Origin of the sequence: Pseudomonas lactucae (genome assembly GCF_016937615.1) — a bacterium.
Lineage (GTDB): Bacteria > Pseudomonadota > Gammaproteobacteria > Pseudomonadales > Pseudomonadaceae > Aquipseudomonas > Aquipseudomonas lactucae.
Genome location: NZ_JAFHKI010000252.1, coordinates 1 through 2,608 on the forward strand (window position 1 = coordinate 1; position 2,608 = coordinate 2,608).

Here is a 2,608-nt window from a genome sequence, read left to right on the forward strand (position 1 = left end):
ACCAGCGCCAAGGCGTCAGGTGTGGCGCGCACTTGCTGGCCGATCAAGGCCGGCAGATTCGCGTACGAAGGGTAGTTTTCCTCGGTGGCGTTCCAACCGGACAGTTGCTGTTGCTCGGCGGGGGTCAGCGGCAGCAGTTCGTGCAATGCACGCTCGGGCTGTTCCAGCAGTTGCTCGAGCAGAAACAGGAAATGCGCATGCCAGGCATGTACGGTGGCGGCCTCGAACAGGTCGGTGGCGTAGCTGAAGGTCGCGGTGATCTGGCCCTGACGGTCTTCCTCGGTGGTCAGGGTCAGATCAAGCTGCGCGGTTTCAGCGGCCTGGTCCAGGCGCTCGAAGACCAGCCCGCCCACATCCAGCTGGCTGTCGCCGCGCTGCAAGTGGTTGAACATGACCTGGAACAGCGGGTTGCGGCCCATGCTGCGTTGGGGCTGCAGTGCTTCGACCAGCTGCTCGAAGGGCAAATCCTGATGAGCCTGGGCTTGCAAGGCCTGTTCGCGCACAGCCTTGAGCTGGTCGATGAAGGATTCACGGCGCGAAACGCTTAACGGCCAGACTTGTGTATTGACAAAGCATCCGATCAAACCCTGGGTCGCGACGGCCTCGCGATTGGCAACCGGGATGCCGACGCGCAATTGCGTCTGGCCGCACAGGCGGCTTAGCCACACGCCATAAGCGGCGAGCAACACCATGAACGGCGTGGCTTGTTGACTGCGGGCGAACTGCCGCAAACGGCTGCTGGTGGCCTCGGACAACGGTTTGCCGACCCGTGCGCCGTGATAGGTGGGCAAGCCCGAACGCAGGTGATCGACCGGCAACTCCAGCACGGGCTCCTCAACGCCCAGGCGCTCGCGCCAATACGCCAGTTGCTGCTCACTTTCGCCGGACTCCAGCCACAGGCGCTGCCAGCGCGCATAGTCGCTGTATTGCACCTCAAGGCCGGGCAACGGGCTGTCGACGACCTGAAGGTGACGGGCGTAGCCACCAGCCAGCTCTTGAACGAACAGCTCCACCGAGACACCATCGGCGACGATGTGGTGCAAGGTGACCAGCAAGGCATGCCGCTCGGCGTCACAACGCACCAGGCACAGGCGCAGCAAAGGCCCCTGGGTCAAGTCGAACGGTTGTCGGGCCTGAGCCTGGGCCAGGCGCGCCAAGGCCGCGTCCTGGGCCTGGGCCGACAACTCGCTGAGGTCTTCGCGCCCCAGGAGCACGGCACAGGCATCGGCAGCCTGCACACGCACCACCGGCTCACCGTCTTCGCTGGGGAAGACACTGCGCAGAACCGCGTGACGGGCGACGATATCGGCCAGCGCCGCCTGCAGCGCCGCCTCGTTCAATTGCCCCGTGAGTTGCAGGCCACCGGTAATGTGATAGGCGCTGGCGGTCGGCTCCAACTGCCAGAGCAGCCATAGCCGGCGCTGGCTGTAGGACAATGTGTGCGTCGTCTCGGCAGGTGCCGCAACGATGGGCAAACGGCGCGCGTCAATGCCTTTTTCACGCAACTGCCGCAGGAATATCCGCTGCTTTTCGGCAGGAAGAGCGTTGAGCCGTTCGGCCAGCGGGCGCAACGGATCGTCACGGTGGCTGGGGCCGTGGGCTTGGCTCAGGTCGTTCATTCAATGCGCTCCAGTTCGTTCAGCAATTGGGTCATGGCATCCACCTCGTCTTCGCAGGTGTGTGCCGGAATGTGCTCCAGGTGCCGAGCGAGCGCCTCGATCGTCGGTGTATCGAACACCGCGCCGAGGTGTATCTGTACGCCTAACTGGTGGCGGATCTGCGAGGCCAGGCGGGTCGCAAGCAGCGAATGCCCGCCCAGCTCGAAAAAGTCATCCGTCACACCCACCCGCTCCACGCCCAGCACCTCGGACCAGATTCTGGCGAGGCTGCGTTCGGCGTCATTGCGGGGTTCGACATAGCCGGTAGCGGCGACTTGCGCCTCGACCTGCAGCAGTTGCTTGCGATCCAGCTTGCCATTGGCCGAGAGCGGCATCGCCGGCAACCGCATCAATCGCCACGGCACCATATAGTCAGGAACGTGCTGGCCGAGGTGAAATTTAAGCGCCACTTCATCACAGGCCTCACCGACCCAGTAGCCAATCAGCTTGTCGCCCTGGGCAACCACGACCGCTTCGCGAACCGCCTCATGGTTCACCAGTACGGTTTCGATCTCGCCCAGCTCGATACGCAGGCCGCGCAATTTGACCTGGTGATCCAGCGCCCGAGGTAGTCAATCGCACCATCGGCACGCCAGCGCGCCAGGTCACCGCTGCGGTACATGCGTGCACCCGGCGCACCGTATGGATTAGCGACAAAACGTTCGGCGGTCAGCGACGGACGCGCCTGATAACCGCGCGCCAGGTTGACCCCGGCGATGTACAACTCGCCCGCCACGCCCACGGGGACGGGGTTGAGGTCGGCGTCGAGAATATGGATCTGCGTGTTGGCGATAGGACGGCCAATCGGCACGCTGCTGCCATCCTCGCGGCAGGCCCAGGACGTGACGTCGATGGCCGCTTCGGTCGGGCCGTAGAGGTTGTGCAACTCGCTGGCCGTCTGCGCCAGCACCTGGCGCTGCAACTCGGCAGGCAAGGCTTCGCCGCTGCAA

At 64.3% G+C, this 2,608-nt stretch carries 1 protein-coding gene and 1 pseudogene; both read right to left on the reverse strand.

Going from position 1 to position 2,608, the window contains the following annotated elements; translation table 11 throughout:
• The coding region (locus JWR98_RS29045) for a condensation domain-containing protein (protein ID WP_225908896.1) at nucleotides 1-1,619 on the reverse strand (1,619 nt) is incomplete at its 3' end.
• An 86-nt stretch (nucleotides 1,620-1,705) separates the two neighbouring features.
• Nucleotides 1,706-2,608, reverse strand: a pseudogene (locus JWR98_RS30380) (AMP-binding protein); the annotation flags it as partial.